This is a genomic window from Oceanobacillus sp. CAU 1775, assembly GCF_054482815.1.
The window spans coordinates 72,380-87,050 of record NZ_JBTLRO010000003.1; the positions used below are offsets into that span (position 1 = coordinate 72,380).

Below are 14,671 nucleotides of genomic sequence, written 5' to 3' on the forward strand. Positions count from 1 at the left end.
AGTGACGTGGGTTTTTTGCTAAAATAACGAAGAAAAGGTGGAGGAAAAATGAATAAACATATTGTATTGCAGACAGATTTTGGACTTAGCGACGGAGCAGTTAGTGCGATGAATGGAGTTGCTTATTCAGTTGATCCGACACTAAAAGTTTCAAACCTAACACATGAAATTCCGCAATTTAATATTTGGGAAGCGTCTTACAGGTTATACCAAACGGTTTCCTATTGGCCAAAAGGGACAGTCTTCATTTCTGTAGTCGACCCAGGTGTAGGTACGGATAGACTAAGCATCGTAGCAAAAACTACCGAGGGGCATTATATTGTGACACCTAATAACGGAACACTTACTCATTTAAAAGAGACCATTGGGATTACAGAAGTGCGCGTAATAGATGAAAAGGTAAATCGCCTTCCACGTTCAGGTGAATCCTATACTTTCCATGGGCGTGATATATACGCTTATACGGGTGCAAGGCTTGCGGCAGGAGTCATTAGTTTTATTGAAGTTGGTCCACAAATTGATGTAGTTGAGGTCATTGACTTGCCAATGAGAGAGGCAATTTATGAGAATGGAATGATCCAAGGAAGTATTGATATTCTTGATATTCGATTTGGAAATATCTGGACAAATATCAATAGAGAGCTATTTCTACAGGCTGGCATAGCATATGGAGATTTATTAGAAGTTACGATTGAGCATAATGGTGTAAATAAATATAAAAACTTAGTTTCATTTGGACGTTCATTTGCTGACCGTCGTTTGGGAGAAGCTCTACTATTTATCAACTCAATTGATAAAATTGGTGTAGCGATTAACCAAGGCTCGTTTGCTGATGCATATCACGTTCGTTCAGGTGCAAGCTGGAGAATCATTATTGAAAAAGTTAAATCTGAATAACAAATATAGTAAATGACTATAGGAGTAGGGATCATGTGTTTATGTTTCCTACTTCATTTTTTTGTTCAATTTTAGAAGTAGTTGAATGGCAAATGTCATTACTTTGTCAGAAAAATGCAGGGTGTAGGTGGTGTGGTGGTATATACTTAAAAGGAAATTGGAAGGGGGAGAAATGCTAGTGTTAGAAATTATTTTGGATGAATTTCATTTTTCAACACTTTGGAACGGTGGAATTTTCATTTATATCGGCTTTATATTTGTTATTTATTTTTTACTACTTCCACAAGATAAAAAGTATCCAATTTGGAAGCAATTAGCTTTTGTGCTTGGCATGTTGGCAGTGTTTGCAGCTTTAGGTAGTCCAATAAATATTATTGCTAGAATTCAGTTCAGTACACATATCGTGCAGTTGATCCTCTTGCTACTTGTTGCACCACCATTGTTAATTATTGGTTTTAAAAATGAAATAATTGAACGCGCTAAAGAAATTAAAGTTCTAAAGTCGATACTAAGCTTTTTACAAAAACCCGCAGTAGGATTAATATCATTTTTTGCTATTTTTTACATTTATCATATTCCCGCAGTATTCAACTATGCGAGATTAGATTTATTTATTAATTATTTCTTTATGCTTGCTTTGTTGTTTACCGCAATTCTGTTGTGGCTACCAATCGTGTCACCTAATCGTATGCAAGCAAAAGGAAAGCAACTTTATGCACTTTTAATATTTATATTATTTGTTCCATACAGTCTTCTACTATTTTTCTTTGAAAATAGCTTGTATATTGTTTATTCAGATGCAGAGTTATTTTTACAAACCCTTGAAGCTTGTATCCCTAATCTAGATGGCATTCCACCAGAACTCGCGGCTAGTCTGTTACCATTTGACCCTGTATATGAACAGGTAAAAGGTGGCTGGTTCTTACTAATCACACAAGGAGTATTCTTCCTAACAGCATCTTTGTCACCAAAATTTATTCGAAAATAATTTCTTTAAAGACACCTTAACCATGGAAAGTATTCCGTTGGTTGAGGTGTCTTGTGTTGTGGAATGAAATTCGGTATCACATATCTAAATATGTACAATTTATAAATATTCCAAGAAATGCTAAAGGTATTTGCCAAGAGTTATAGCGAATACCTTATATTTTTACTATAATAGAGTTATAGACATCTGAGAGGAGATATTTGTTGAAAAATAAAAAACGTTGGTTGAAAATTGTTGGGGGACTATTAGTATTTCTTTTAATTATAGATATCGTTGCTGGTGTATTTTTTTATAAGCTAGCAATTGAACGGAACACAAAAGAATTTTTAACAGGTAATGCTGATTTAGAAGTTTCTGCTGAAGCGATGGATGTTTTCACAAAAGGTGATTGGCGTACATGGGTCAATGAGCAGGACTTTGAATATTGGAAGCAAGAAGCTTTTGACGGTATTACGTTGCAAGGATATTATCTGGAAGCGGAAGAGAAAACAAATCGTACGGTTGTTTTTGCACACGGCTATCTAGGTCGAGCACAGGATATGGCATTATTCGGACAACATTATTATGATGAACTAGGGTTTAATATGTTCACCGCCGATAGTCGCGGACATGGCTTGAGTGAAGGGGACTATATCGGTTTCGGTTGGCATGATCGATTAGATTATGTTGCATGGATTAATAGAATTATAGAGGAATTGGGCGAAGACGTGGAAATCGTTTTACATGGTGTTTCCATGGGAGCAGCGACAGTGCTTATGACAGCAGGGGAAGAACTCCCTGATAATGTAAAACTTGTTGTTGCAGACAGTCCTTATACAAGTGTCCATGAATTATTCGATTATCAATTAAAACGGATGTTTAACTTACCGAGCTTTCCAATTTTACCGACAACCGGAATGGTAACAGATATAAATGCTGGATATAATCTGAAAGAAGCTTCCGTAGTCGAACAAGTGAAAAAAGCAGAAATTCCAATTTTATATATACATGGAGGAAATGATTCTTTCGTTCCTACCGAAATGACAGAAATACTTTATGAAAACACTGAAAGCGAAAAAGACATGCATATTGTGCCAGGAGCAAGTCATGGCGAATCGATTGTACTTGATCGCGAAGGATATCTTGATACCATGCATCAATTCTTAGATGAACATCTAGGAGATTAATAAGGTCCCAAGGTTGGTAAACATCAGCCTTGGGACTTATTTTTTGGCTTACAGTGAATTTTTATAATAATACTTGCATATTTATGCATAAGCTTTTATAATGAAGTTTATTAAATTAAAGAAAGAGAGTTGTTTTAAATTGAAGAAAGCTGCAATTATTGGTGGAACAGGCTATGGAGCGATCGAATTAATTCGATTAATACATTCGCATCCCAAGCTAGAAGTAACAAAAGTGATTAGTCAATCACAAAGTGGTGAAGTACTTTCTTCAATTTATCCGCATTTGTTAAATCTTCCTGAGATTAAATTAGTAGACTTAGATATTCCTAGCTTAGAACAAGAAGTCGACATCGTATTTTTAGCAACTCCAGCTGGCGTAGCAAAAAACATTATTCCAGAACTTCAAAAGACAGAGCTCCAAGTCATTGATTTATCAGGGGATTTACGTTTGGCTTCTCGAGCAGAATATGAAGAATGGTACGGGCAACCTGCAGCACCTCAAGCAACGATCGACGAAGCTGTTTATGGATTGTCAGAAATTTATGCAGAAAAAATAAATAAAGCGAAAATAATTTCCAATCCAGGATGTTTTCCAACCTCAGCATTACTCGGGTTAATTCCAGGGATTGAATCAGGTGTAATCAGTCCTAAAGGAATTTCAATAGATGGTAAAACAGGTGTGTCTGGAGCAGGGAGAACGCCAAGTGGTGCAACTCATTTTTCAGAAACCAACGATAATGTAACACCATATAAAATAGGAAAACATCAGCATATACCTGAAATAGAAAATTATCTATCGGATGTGCTCGGTGAAAAAGTGTTAACGACCTTTACTTCGCATTTAATTCCAATGACAAGAGGGTTAATTTGTACGATATATGCGAATGTAAATGAAACGGTAACAACAAGTGAACTTATAGAAAAATACAAAGCGTATTATGAAGGACATCCTTTTATTCGAATTTTACCAGAAGGCCAGTTTCCGTCGACGAAGGCAGTTGTAGGAAGTAACTTCTGTGATATTGGTATTTTTGTCGATGAAAGAACACAGCAAGTAATTATCGCATCTGCAATTGATAATTTAGTAAAAGGCGCATCTGGTCAAGCGATTCAGAACGCAAATTTAATGAATGGTTGGGATGAGACCTTGGGGTTAGACATCGTTCCAATGTATCCATAGGAGGATTTACAAATGATAAAACTGAAAGAAAATATACAAATACTAGTGAATGGCAATGTAACTTCTCCAAAAGGATTTCAGGCTGGTGGTGTTCATGCCGGGCTTCGTAAGAGTAAACTTGATTTTGCTTGGATTCACTCTGAAGTACCTGCGACAGCAGCTGGGGTATATACATTAAATGCCTTTCAAGCAGCACCATTAAAAGTTACAAAAGCTAGTATTGCAAAGACTGGAAAAATCCAAACCATTGTTGTAAATTCAGCAAACGCAAATGCAGTTACTGGTCCTCAAGGCTATGCAGATGCTTTGGAAATGCAAAAACTCGCAGCAGCTAAAATGCAAGTAGAAGTCGACCATGTGGCAGTTGCTTCAACTGGAATTATAGGTGTCCCTTTACCAATGGAAAAAATCAAAAAGGGCATCGCAGCAATGACAAATTCTAAAAATCAAGCAGCTGATCGGTTTGAAAAAGGAATTTTAACTACAGATACAGTAACAAAACATGCTGCTGTAAAAGTGGAGATTGATGGGAAAACAATAACGATTGCTGGTGCAGCGAAAGGGTCCGGAATGATCGCACCGAATATGGCAACGATGCTTAGTTTCATTACGACAGATGCCGCAGTTGATCAACAAAGTCTTGATCTTGCACTACGTGAAGCGACAGATCAGACATTTAATATGATAACGGTTGATGGAGATTGCAGTACGAATGATATGGTCCTAGTGCTTGCAAATGGATTACAAGAGAATGAAACGTTAAACGAAGCACATCCTGAATGGAATATTTTTAAGGAAGGCCTGCAGTATGTAAGTAAGGAATTGGCAAAACAAATTGCAAAAGATGGTGAGGGCGCAACGAAATTGGTTGAAGTAAACGTTACTGGAGCGGTCTCCAATGAATCAGCAGGCATTATTGCTAAAACCGTAATTTCTTCTAATTTGGTGAAAACAGCTATCTATGGTTCCGATGCAAACTGGGGGAGAATTGTTGGTGCAATAGGCTATAGTGCACAACCAATCGATGTGGAAAAGGTATCGGTTTTATTGGGAGATATCCAGGTCGTTCAGAATGGTTTACCATATCCATTTGATGAGGTGGAAGGTAAGGCATATCTTGAACAAGATTCTGTAAAAATAATTATTAATCTAGAGAATGGCGATGGAGAAGCAACAGCATGGGGCTGTGATTTAACATATGACTACGTGAAAATCAATGCTTCTTATCGTACATGAGGTGAATACATGGAAACGGTAGTATTAAAAGTTGGTGGAAGTGTTCTTGAGAAATTACCTTCTTCATTTTTTGAAACGATTGTGGAATTAAGGAAATCCGGAAAATTTCAGCCAGTTATTGTACATGGCGGCGGTCCAGAAATTACACAGACATTAGAGAAAATGAACGTGAAAACCGAGTTTGTTAACGGATTACGAGTAACAAGTGAAGAAGTTCTACAAGTTGTTGAACTTGTTTTGAGCGGAGACATCAATAAGAAAATTGTTACAAAAATCCACAAAGCAGGAGGAGTTGGTCTTGGTTTGAGTGGAGTAGATGGAGCACTCCTCAAGGTGAAACCACTTGATCCATCAAGAAAACTAGGGTTCGTCGGCGAAGTCCAAGAAGTGAATACAAGTTGGATTAAATTAATTATAGAAAACGATGGTATTCCAGTTATTTCACCAATTGGGATGGATGCTGCTGGCCAGCACTATAATGTAAATGGGGACACTGCAGCGGCAGCAATTGCTAAAAGCTTAGGAGCGAAACTTGCTCTAATAAGTGACATCCCGGGAGTTCTTGAGGAAATATCTGGAGAAAAACACTTGCATCCTTTGCTTACAAAAGTGGAGATTGAAGAGAAAATTAAAACTGGCATCATTTATGGTGGCATGATTCCTAAAGTAAAATCTGCACTTTCAGCATTATCAGGTGGAGTAAAGGAATCTGTGATTTTAAATGGGCTAGTTCCTGAAGATTTAAAAGCGTATATAGAAGGTAAACAAGTCGGAACAAAGATTGTCATTGGGGAGGTGCAACATGTCTAACGCAGTAAAAAAAGTAAAAGAATCAGCAATTATGCAAACGTATGGCAGATTTCCAATTACCTTAGTCAAAGGGAAGGGGAGCTATGTTTGGGATGAAGCCGGAAATAAGTTATTAGATTTTACATCAGGGATTGCGACCTGTAACCTTGGGCATGTTCCGGATCAAGTAAAGGCAGCTATGGAGAATCAATTAGATACCTTATGGCATTGCTCAAATCTCTATAACATCCCCGTTCAAGAACAACTTGCAGAGATCCTAACGGAAAATAGCAGTTTAGATGCTGTGTTTTTCTGTAATAGTGGAGCTGAGGCAAATGAAGCTGCAATAAAAATCGCAAAAAAATATGCGAAAGACCAGGGGAATCCTGACCGGACAGATATTGTTACTTTCAAGCAATCTTTTCATGGAAGAACAGGTTCTACGCTTGCGGCAACAGGCCAAGATAAAATCCACCAGGGCTTTACGCCAGTAACACCAGGCTTTCGCTATCTTGCTTTTAATGACTTTGACGCTTTAACTAAAGTAGATGATGGTAAAACAACAGCCGTATTGGTTGAACTAATTCAAGGTGAGGGTGGAGTGAACGAGGCTGATGAGGCATGGATTCAACAACTTGAAAAGGTATGTAAAGAAAATGATATCTTACTAATGTTAGATGAAATACAAACGGGTATTGGCAGAACAGGAACATTATTTGCATACGAACAGTTCGGAATAAATCCAGATGTGATTACATTGGCCAAAGGATTAGGTTCAGGTTTTCCAATCGGAGCAACTATGGCCAAGAAAGAAGTTGCATCTTCCTTTACACCAGGCAGCCATGGAAGTACTTTCGGTGGCAACCCACTTGCAGCAACTGCAGGTCACGCAACAATCAAAACGATTCTAAATGAAGATATCTTAACGTCCGTTCAAGAGAAGTCACAATACTTTTTAGATAAATTAACTGGTCTACAAAAAACGTATTCAGTTATCCAAGTGATCAAAGGGAAGGGACTTTTAATTGGGCTAGAAATGGAAGGCGGAGCAGGACCTTATGTTACAGCTCTCCAAGAGAAGCAGGTATTAACACTCACAGCAGGAGAAGGTGTTCTCCGCTTACTCCCACCACTGACTGTTAGCGAGGAAGAGATAGATTTATTTATAACTACGTTTATAGAAGTAATAGAAAGTTAAAAAGCAGGCATGCTGTCTTGGACAACGTGCCTGCTTTTTCAATTCGCTCGGTGTTTGCGTCAAATCGATCGGTCCTCACGTCAATTCGCTCGGTGCTCACGCCAAATCGCTCGGTCCTCACGTCAATTCGCTCGGAGCTCACGCCAAATCGCTCAGTCCCCACGTCAATTCGCTCGGTGCCCATGTCAAACCGCTCAGCCCTCACACCAATCCGCGCAGCTCACCCGCGAATCCGCGCACTCACACTCTCAATCCGCGCAGCTCACCCGCGAATTCGCGCACCACACCAAAATAACTCCTACAAATACTCCTCAAACCATCTACAAATCTGTTCCAATCTAGCAACTCGCATTTCTGGCTTGCCACTTCTACTTAACTCATGGTTTGCTCCAGGGAAACGCACGAATTCTACTTCTTTTCTCAAATGTTTCAATGTAATATATAATTGCTCCGCTTGTTCAATCGGGCAACGGAAATCACGTTCACCGTGAAGGATAAGTAAAGGCGTCTCCACATTTTCCGCATATTTAAGTGGCGAGAATTCCCATAGCTTTTTAGGGTCCTCAAGTAAATTATGTCCAAGCTCCCATTTTGTAAAGAAATACCCGATATCACTTACACCATAAAAGCTTAGCCAGTTCGCGATCGAGCGCTGGGTAACAGCTGCTTTAAAGCGATTTGTATGACCAACAATCCAGTTTGTCATAAATCCACCATAGCTCCCACCTGTTACACCAAGTCGGTCAGAGTCGATGAAATTATAATTCTCCAAAGCATAATCAACTGCTGTCATTAAATCGGTATAATCTGAACCACCATAATCAGCACGGCATGCATCAACAAATTTCTGGCCATAGCCATGACTTCCGCGTGGGTTCGTGTATAGAACGACGTACCCTTTCGCAGCTAATAACTGCATTTCATGGAAAAAGCTCTGGCCGTACATCATATGAGGCCCGCCATGAATCTGTAATACGAATGGATACTTTTTACCTTCTTCAAAACCATAGGGCTTAAGCAACCAGCCTTGAATTTCCCAACCATCTTCTGCAGTGAAATTCACTTCCTCAGGTTCAGATAATGCTACTTCCTGCAACAACGCTTGATTTGTATGGCTTAACTGCTTTGGTTCAGTACCACGCTTGAATAAGTAAAATTCACCTGGATTTGTTGGCGTACTAATTTCTAAAATAAAAGAGTCTGAGTTCGCATCATAACTGTATCCAAACACATGACTATTCTCTTTATATAAAACTTCTAAATTCCCCTCTAAATCTGTTTCATATAAACCAGTAGCTCCACGGTCTGTAGCAATGAAGAATATTTTATCTCCATCTTTTGACCAACGAGGTCCAGTATTAGAACTTCCTAAACGCATATCACCAATTAGTAAATCACCTAATGCTAAATCCCACTCTTTTCCTAAGCGTGTGTGAGATCCAGTTTCTACATCAAAAATATATAAATTCGTCAACGTTGCGCCAGCATATTCATACTCATGCCCGTAGCTAACTATCTTTTTACCATCTGGTGAAAATCTAGCACTATGAAATGCGCCTTCTGGTCGATTGAGCTTTCTTGTTTCTTTTGTTGAAAGGTCCAATAGAAAAAGGTCATTGGTTAGTTCATAGTCTGCATCCTCATTTAAGTTAGTTGAAAAGAGAACCTGACTTCCATCAGGAGAAATCGCTTGGAATTGATGATGTACGTCATCTTTTGTTAATTGGGTAAAGCTTTCTTCCTCAACATTATATAAAATAATTTGTGTTTTCTTCTTATCATGAAAACCCGCTGCATCTGATTTATACTTTAAAGTCTTAACAACAAGTGGCTTTTTACCTTTTTCAGCTTCTAGCTTTTGTTTTTCTTCTTTTGAAAGTTCTTTTTGTTTTTGGATATCATCATCTGCATCTAAGGAAGCGCTGAAAATAATATGTTTCCCATCAGGAGACCACTTTGGACTATGCGCTCCATTCTTAAATGTTGTCAGTTGCTTTGCCTCACCACCGGTTGTGTTTAACAACCAAAGCTGTTGTGTGCCACTTCTTGAAGATTGAAAGACGGCTTGCTTTCCATTTGGTGCAAAGGATAAATTACTATGATTCTTATCGCCAAATGTCCATTGCGTTGGTTCTTCCTCAGCTAAAGATTGGTAGAATATATTTGACTGATATTCTTCTTTGTCGTTAATCTGTGTTGTGACATATGTAAATGCCTTCCCATCTGGTGTGAATTGAGCACCACTTAATACATCTACTTGTTTAAAATCATCTACACGAATTTCTCTCTTCTTTGAATGCATGAAAACATCTCCTCTTTTTGTTCATTAGATAACAAATTTTCTAACTATATCTTAAACTATTTCGTATTCCGAATCAATTTTCAAATAGTAATAATCTACAAAAGAAAAAAAGCAGCCAATCTTATTAAAAGATGACTGCTTTTTATTTGTTATTTAGCTTCTGTTGGTACTGCAGAAGATTCATATGTTAAAGCTTCTATATTCGCATCTAATGCATACGCTGTTTGTAATTTTTGTGTGATTGCTCCAGGTTTGCCGTCTCGAATTAACTTTCCATCAACTTCAACTATTGGCGTGATTTCTGAAGTACTGCTTGATAAGAACATTTCATCAGCACTAGCAATATCTTCCAATGTAAACGCTTGATGAACAATAGGAATAGCTAAGTCAGCAGCGAATCTTTCAATAGCCATACGAACACAACCATAAAGAATATCATTTGTAGTTGGGTGTGTGTAAATCTTTCCATCTTTAACGAGGAAAGCATTTGCCGAACTACATTCTGTAACGACTCCATCTTCATGTAAAATTGCTTCATAACTGCCTTGTTCCTTTGCTTCTTGCTTAGCCATTAAGTTTGGAAGTAAGTTTAAACTCTTAATATGGCAATAGCTCCAACGGATATCTGGTCGAGTGATTGTAGATACTCCATTCTTTATTGTCTCCACCGGTCTTTCAGCAGGCTCAATATATGCGTACACATTTGGCTCAACGTTTTCAGGGAAGAGATGATTCCTAGCAGCTGAACCACGAGTTACTTGTAAATATACCCTTCCATCAACATCCATATTATTTCTATCAATTAAATTTAAAATCATCTTAGTAAAATCATCTTTTGCATATGGGAGATTTATTTTAATTTCGTCTAGTGAACGGTATAATCTATCAATATGTTCTTTCAATAAATAATATTTACCTTTATAGATTCGAATCACTTCGTAAACCCCATCGCCGAACTGTAGTCCACGTTCTTCAAATGGGAATTTCAAATTATCTCGGTGCGTGAAGGTACCTTGTGTAAAAACAATAGGATAAACTGACATGCAATAACTCACCCTTCTTCTTAACAAATTTAACACTAGTCTATAGGTTTTATCGTTGCTTGTAAATATAAAAGCAATAGAGAAATAGAAAATAATTTATCTTAGATTAGTATATGTCTAGATTTTTTTATGTTGCTGTTAAAGAGGGAAGAATAGATAAGTATAGAGATTTTTAAGGACCATTGATATATATTTTTAAAACAACAAGTATATGTTTGAAAAATGTGTAAAGCTTTGTTACTCTCGAAGTCATACATGAAGGAAAGAGGCAGGAAAAATGAGAAACAAATTACAACTTCGCCCGTTAGAAAAGGAAGACTTGGAATTTATTTATCAGATGCGGACGAATCCCGACGTGATGGACTATTGGTTTAAGGAACCTTATGCAACAATGGAGAGTTTGAAAAAGTGGTATGAAGCTGGACAAGATAGTGACTTGCATAGACATTTCATTCTTTACCATTTGAAAGAAAAAATTGGTTACCTTGCGCTATACAATATTAATAATCGTCATAGAAATGCTGAATTTGCAATCATGTTTGATCCTTTGCAACAAGGAAAAGGTTATGCAACCAAGGCTACACGAATGATTGTTGATTATGGATTCAACCAGTTGAACTTACGTAAACTCTATTTATTCGTGGACAAGTCAAATGAGAAAGCCGCTCATATTTATGAAAAGGTTGGCTTCCAAATAGAAGGCGAAATGAAAAAGCATTATTTTGTAAAAGGAAGTTATCATGATGCGGTTTTCATGAGTTTATTTCAAGAAGACTATATGAGGAAGTAATTAAATAAGGTCAAACTCAAAAGTAATCTTGTAAGCAGGTGTCTGTCCCGATTGTTGTAAATAATACAATGATGGGGATAGGTACCTTCCTCAATAAACTAATACAAAACTAAATGTATTCCATAAGATATTATTTGATATAATGCAGGTATAAAAAGTGGAAGGTGTAAGATTCATGAAATGGCGAATTTCTACTTGATTTGATTAATAAAAATTGTTATAATAATATTTGTCAGCAAAAATGACAATGACATGCGGGTGTAGTTTAGTGGTAAAACCTCAGCCTTCCAAGCTGATGATGAGGGTTCGATTCCCTTCACCCGCTCCATACATATGTTAATAACGTAGTATCTCGTAATAATATGGTTACGAGGTGGTACGTTTTTTCTTTGTATTTATAGAAATGAATACGGTTTGATGTTAAAGTTAATAGTGTAGAAAAGGAGGTGGCAACGATGAGAACAGAGGATTTAAAACAGGAGATTATTGCTTATAGCAAAGAAATTGGCATTGATAAAATCGGTTTTACTACTGCAGATGTTTTTGGTGAATTACGTGAACGACTACGTAGGCAGCAAGAGCTGAAGTACCAGTCTGGTTTTGAAAAAGGATCGATTGAAGAAAGAACTGAGCCAACGCGTTTACTTCCTGAAGCACAATCTATTATCTCGATTGCCATTGCCTATCCAAGTAGAATAAAAAACGCCATTCGAAGTACAAAAGAAGAACGTCGCGGAATTTTCGCACGTGCTTCTTGGGGTACAGATTACCACGTTGTTTTACGTGAACGCTTAGAAAAGCTATCTGAATTTATAAATGAAAAAGTTCCAGATGCAAATAATAAAATTATGGTTGATACAGGTGAACTATCTGATCGTGCAGTAGCTGAACGAGCAGGAATTGGTTTCAGTGGAAAAAACACCTCTATTATAACGGAAGAATTTGGTTCATTTGTTTATCTTGGTGAGATGCTTACAAATATACCGTTCATTCCTGATGAGCCAGTAGATGATAGTTGCGGTGACTGTACAAAATGTATGGATGCTTGTCCAACAGGCGCTTTAGTAGGAGAAGGCGGGCAGTTAAACGCCCAACGTTGTATCGCGTTTCTTACCCAGACAAAAGATTTCCTGCCTGAAGAATTCCGCTCAAAAATTGGAAATCGCGTCTATGGTTGTGATACATGCCAACAAGTTTGTCCAAGAAATAAAGGGATTGACTCCCATTTCCATATAGAGTTTGAACCAGATCCAGAGATTGCAAAACCAAAACTTAAACCAATGCTTCGAATTTCAAATAGAGATTTTAGAGAAACATTTGGTCATTTATCAGGTGCATGGCGAGGCAAAAAGCCTTTACAACGAAATGCTTTACTTGCGTTAGGCCATTACCGTGACAAAACAGCAGTAGAAGAAATTATTTCTGTCATGGAAAATGACCCTAGACCTGTCATTCGAGGTACCGCTGCGTGGACGTTAGGAAAAATAGGTACAGAAGAAGCCTATGAAGCAATCAGAACTGCGATGGAAACTGAAAAAGACGACCAAGTTTTATTTGAAATGGAAAAGGGCCTAGATTTTGAAGCTAAATATAGAGCTGCTGAAGTTAATTAAATAATCCAGTGATCGTCTCCATATATTATATAGGAGGCGATTTTTAATGGAGAAAATAAAAGAGTACTGGTTAGCATGGCTATTAAATGACGACAATTCGAATGACTGGTGGAAAAGAAAACGTTCAATGTGGGAAGTACAAGACGGGAGGATAGTTCTAACGCGAGGAAAAGCAACCATAAAAAGCATTCTAAAATACGAAAATAAATATACGGTTCAATACGATATATATCTTTCTCATTTAGTAGAAAAGCTCTCCGACTTTCATCTAGAGGAACAAATCTTATCTTACCGAGCGGACTTAGAAAATGGAGAAATAATCAACCATCAAGAAATTTTACCAGTAAAGCCAAAAATAAAGCATACCGTTTCTCATGATGAAAAACCAAAAGACACTAGTAGACAAACTTTTTCCTATGACCGTGCAGAAGCTGTTCGTTATGCAGAACGCTGGTGGAATGACTATAATCCGGCATTCAGAAGGTTCGCAGATGATTGCACGAATTATATTTCCCAATGCTTACTTGCAGGTGGTGCCCCGATGCGAGGTGCGCCAAATCGAGAAGTTGGCTGGTGGTATCAAGGTGATAATTGGAGTTTTAGCTGGTCGGTTGCACATTCTTTAAGATGGTATTTAAGTGGATCTACAACTGGCCTACAAGCTAGTGAAGTTGCAAGTGCCGAGGTTTTAGAACCAGGTGATGTTATATGCTATGACTTTCAAGGTGATGGCAGGTGGGATCATAATACAATTGTAGTAAGAAAAGATGCTTCAGGCATGCCGCTTGTTAATGCACATACGAATAATAGCCGTAACAGATATTGGACATATGAAGATTCTGCAGCTTGGACACCAAATATTCAATATAAATTTTTCCGAATTGGATCATAAATGCTATACTAATAAAGTTATTAAATATTAAAAGTAAGCAGTGTAAGGAGATTATTAAATTGAGTTTACATGTTGTATTATTTCAACCAGAGATCCCAGCGAATACAGGTAATATTGGTAGAACATGTCTTGCTACGGATACAGCATTACATTTGATTCATCCACTTGGCTTTTCGACAGATGATAAAATGTTACGTAGAGCTGGCTTAGACTACTGGCAGCACCTAGATGTTTTTGAATATCCATCAATAGATGCATTATATGAACGCTATCCTGAAGGTGAATTTTATTATATAGAAAATTTCGGAACAGGGCATTACACCGATTTTGATTATAGCAACACAGAAAAAGATATCTTTTTTGTGTTTGGAAGAGAGTCTTCGGGAATCCCTAAAGACTTACTAATTGGCAAAGAAGATCGTTGCCTGCGAATCCACATGAATGACAAAGTGCGCTCACTCAACCTATCCAATTCAGCTGCTATTATTATTTACGAAGCATTGAGACAGCAAAAGTTTCCTAAGCTAACTTAAATTTTAGACTCTAATAAATCTCATAGTAATTGATAAAAGAGATG

At 37.6% G+C, this 14,671-nt stretch carries 13 protein-coding genes and 1 tRNA gene; 12 read left to right on the top strand and 2 right to left on the bottom strand.

Translation table 11 applies throughout. The annotated features are described in order from the left end of the window. The first annotated feature begins 48 nt into the window (after positions 1-48). The 7 genes from ACXYMZ_RS06490 to ACXYMZ_RS06520 all read left to right on the top strand — a co-directional run bounded on the left by ACXYMZ_RS06490 (position 49) and on the right by ACXYMZ_RS06520 (position 7,454). Complete coding sequence (locus tag ACXYMZ_RS06490; protein ID WP_458947571.1) at positions 49-897, top strand: SAM hydrolase/SAM-dependent halogenase family protein; 849 nt, start codon at positions 49-51, stop codon at positions 895-897. A gap of 178 nt (positions 898-1,075) precedes the next feature. After that, positions 1,076-1,885, top strand: a complete 810-nt coding sequence (locus ACXYMZ_RS06495) for a cytochrome c oxidase assembly protein (protein ID WP_458947572.1) — start codon at positions 1,076-1,078, stop codon at positions 1,883-1,885. Between the two features lie 203 nt (positions 1,886-2,088). After that, positions 2,089-3,051 carry an alpha/beta hydrolase gene (locus ACXYMZ_RS06500; RefSeq protein WP_458947573.1) on the top strand — a complete coding sequence of 321 codons (963 nt, stop codon included), beginning with the start codon at positions 2,089-2,091 and terminating at the stop codon, positions 3,049-3,051. Positions 3,052-3,190: 139 nt separating this feature from the next. After that, the gene (gene argC, locus ACXYMZ_RS06505; RefSeq protein WP_458947574.1) at positions 3,191-4,231 is read left to right on the top strand and encodes an N-acetyl-gamma-glutamyl-phosphate reductase; all 1,041 of its coding nucleotides are present in this window, start codon (positions 3,191-3,193) and stop codon (positions 4,229-4,231) included. A 12-nt stretch (positions 4,232-4,243) separates the two neighbouring features. Further along, positions 4,244-5,467: a bifunctional ornithine acetyltransferase/N-acetylglutamate synthase gene (gene argJ / locus ACXYMZ_RS06510; protein ID WP_458947575.1), complete on the top strand. Its 1,224-nt coding sequence runs from the start codon at positions 4,244-4,246 to the stop codon at positions 5,465-5,467. Between the two features lie 9 nt (positions 5,468-5,476). Continuing rightward, positions 5,477-6,277, top strand: coding sequence for an acetylglutamate kinase (gene argB, locus ACXYMZ_RS06515; RefSeq protein ID WP_458947576.1), 801 nt, complete (start codon positions 5,477-5,479; stop codon positions 6,275-6,277). Next, a complete protein-coding gene (locus ACXYMZ_RS06520; protein ID WP_458947577.1) occupies positions 6,270-7,454 on the top strand; it encodes an acetylornithine transaminase in 1,185 nt (394 codons plus the stop codon). Before argB ends, ACXYMZ_RS06520 begins: the two co-directional genes overlap by 8 nt. A gap of 298 nt (positions 7,455-7,752) precedes the next feature. Here ACXYMZ_RS06520 and ACXYMZ_RS06525 read toward each other — a convergent pair whose 3' ends face one another. After that, complete coding sequence (locus ACXYMZ_RS06525) at positions 7,753-9,756, bottom strand: S9 family peptidase (protein ID WP_458947578.1); 2,004 nt, start codon at positions 9,754-9,756, stop codon at positions 7,753-7,755. Between the two features lie 149 nt (positions 9,757-9,905). Next, a complete protein-coding gene (gene dat, locus ACXYMZ_RS06530) occupies positions 9,906-10,799 on the bottom strand; it encodes a D-amino-acid transaminase (RefSeq protein WP_458947579.1) in 894 nt (297 codons plus the stop codon). Positions 10,800-11,076: 277 nt separating this feature from the next. On the opposite strand from dat, the gene ACXYMZ_RS06535 reads away from it, so the two are divergent. The 5 genes from ACXYMZ_RS06535 (at position 11,077) to ACXYMZ_RS06555 (ending at position 14,627) form a co-directional block, all read left to right on the top strand. Then, positions 11,077-11,589 (top strand): GNAT family N-acetyltransferase, encoded by a 513-nt coding sequence (locus tag ACXYMZ_RS06535; RefSeq protein WP_458947580.1) that lies wholly within the window; start codon positions 11,077-11,079, stop codon positions 11,587-11,589. 254 nt (positions 11,590-11,843) lie between these two features. Further along, positions 11,844-11,917: transfer RNA gene (locus ACXYMZ_RS06540), tRNA-Gly, on the top strand. A gap of 127 nt (positions 11,918-12,044) precedes the next feature. Further along, positions 12,045-13,202, top strand: coding sequence for a tRNA epoxyqueuosine(34) reductase QueG (gene queG / locus ACXYMZ_RS06545; protein ID WP_458947581.1), 1,158 nt, complete (start codon positions 12,045-12,047; stop codon positions 13,200-13,202). Between the two features lie 46 nt (positions 13,203-13,248). Then, a complete protein-coding gene (locus ACXYMZ_RS06550) occupies positions 13,249-14,094 on the top strand; it encodes an amidase domain-containing protein (protein ID WP_458947582.1) in 846 nt (281 codons plus the stop codon). Between the two features lie 59 nt (positions 14,095-14,153). Then, positions 14,154-14,627 carry a tRNA (cytidine(34)-2'-O)-methyltransferase gene (locus tag ACXYMZ_RS06555; RefSeq protein WP_458947583.1) on the top strand — a complete coding sequence of 158 codons (474 nt, stop codon included), beginning with the start codon at positions 14,154-14,156 and terminating at the stop codon, positions 14,625-14,627. Positions 14,628-14,671: the final 44 nt, after the last annotated feature.

Bases quoted from the DNA above. Each gene is read 5' to 3' on its own strand.
- ACXYMZ_RS06490 (WP_458947571.1), top strand. From the start codon at position 49: ATGAATAAACATATTGTATTGCAGACAGATTTTGGACTTAGCGACGGA.
- argJ (WP_458947575.1), top strand. From the start codon at position 4,244: ATGATAAAACTGAAAGAAAATATACAAATACTAGTGAATGGCAATGTA.
- argB (WP_458947576.1), top strand. From the start codon at position 5,477: ATGGAAACGGTAGTATTAAAAGTTGGTGGAAGTGTTCTTGAGAAATTA.
- ACXYMZ_RS06520 (WP_458947577.1), top strand. From the start codon at position 6,270: ATGTCTAACGCAGTAAAAAAAGTAAAAGAATCAGCAATTATGCAAACG.
- ACXYMZ_RS06525 (WP_458947578.1), bottom strand. From the start codon at position 9,756: ATGCATTCAAAGAAGAGAGAAATTCGTGTAGATGATTTTAAACAAGTA.
- dat (WP_458947579.1), bottom strand. From the start codon at position 10,799: ATGTCAGTTTATCCTATTGTTTTTACACAAGGTACCTTCACGCACCGA.
- ACXYMZ_RS06535 (WP_458947580.1), top strand. From the start codon at position 11,077: ATGAGAAACAAATTACAACTTCGCCCGTTAGAAAAGGAAGACTTGGAA.
- queG (WP_458947581.1), top strand. From the start codon at position 12,045: ATGAGAACAGAGGATTTAAAACAGGAGATTATTGCTTATAGCAAAGAA.
- ACXYMZ_RS06550 (WP_458947582.1), top strand. From the start codon at position 13,249: ATGGAGAAAATAAAAGAGTACTGGTTAGCATGGCTATTAAATGACGAC.